1 pseudogene is annotated in these 786 nt (G+C 62.1%); it reads left to right on the top strand.

Going from position 1 to position 786, the window contains the following annotated elements:
* Positions 1–786: pseudogene (locus tag HX805_RS32205) on the top strand (type IV secretion protein Rhs); the annotation flags it as partial.

Here is a 786-nt window from a genome sequence, read left to right as displayed (position 1 = left end):
AACCTACCGGCTTGAGTACCACGCCAACGGCCTGATCCAGCAGGAAACCGGGTTTGATGGCCGCCGCACCGCCTATGTCTACGACCTCGCCGGGCATCTGCTGGAAAAGACCGAATACGGCGATGACGGCAGTCAGTTGGTTACCGGTTATGCGCGCGATGCTGCCGGTCGCCTCGTAAGAAAAACCCTGCCCGACCGCAGCATTGTCGATTACACCTACGACCGCCTCGGCAACCTTCTCAGCGTCGACGACGGTCATTGGCCGCTGCATTACGAATACGACCTGCAAAACCGCCTCACCGCCGAACACCAAGGCTGGGGCACGTTGCGCTACCGCTACGACGAATGCGGGCAACTCAACTACCTGCGCCTGCCCGACAACAACCGCCTCGCTTTCCACCACGAAAAAGGCGGCGACCTCGCCACCATCGAACTCAACGGCAACCTGCTCACCTCGCACCTGTTCAAATCCGGCCGCGAACACCAGCGCCAGCAAGGCCAACTCCTCAGCCACTACCACTACGACGACCAGGGCCGCCTGCACGCCCACGCCATCACCCAACAGGAACAACGCCAGCAGCGCCGCCAATACGACTACGACAAACGCGGCAACCTGACCCGCATCCTCGACACCCGCAAAGGCCAGCACGACTACCACTACGACCCACTCGACCGCCTGACCCGCGCCAACCACTCGCACGATTTGCAGGAACGCTTCGTCCACGACCCGGCGGGCAACCTGCTGATGCAAGACCGTGTCGGTCCGAGCGTCGTCAAAGGCAATCG

Origin of the sequence: Pseudomonas sp. G5001 (assembly GCF_013385475.1) — a bacterium.
Taxonomy (GTDB): Bacteria; Pseudomonadota; Gammaproteobacteria; order Pseudomonadales; family Pseudomonadaceae; genus Aquipseudomonas.
The sequence above is the reverse complement of the archived record's forward strand: the minus strand, read 5'-3'. Positions and strand labels throughout refer to the sequence as shown.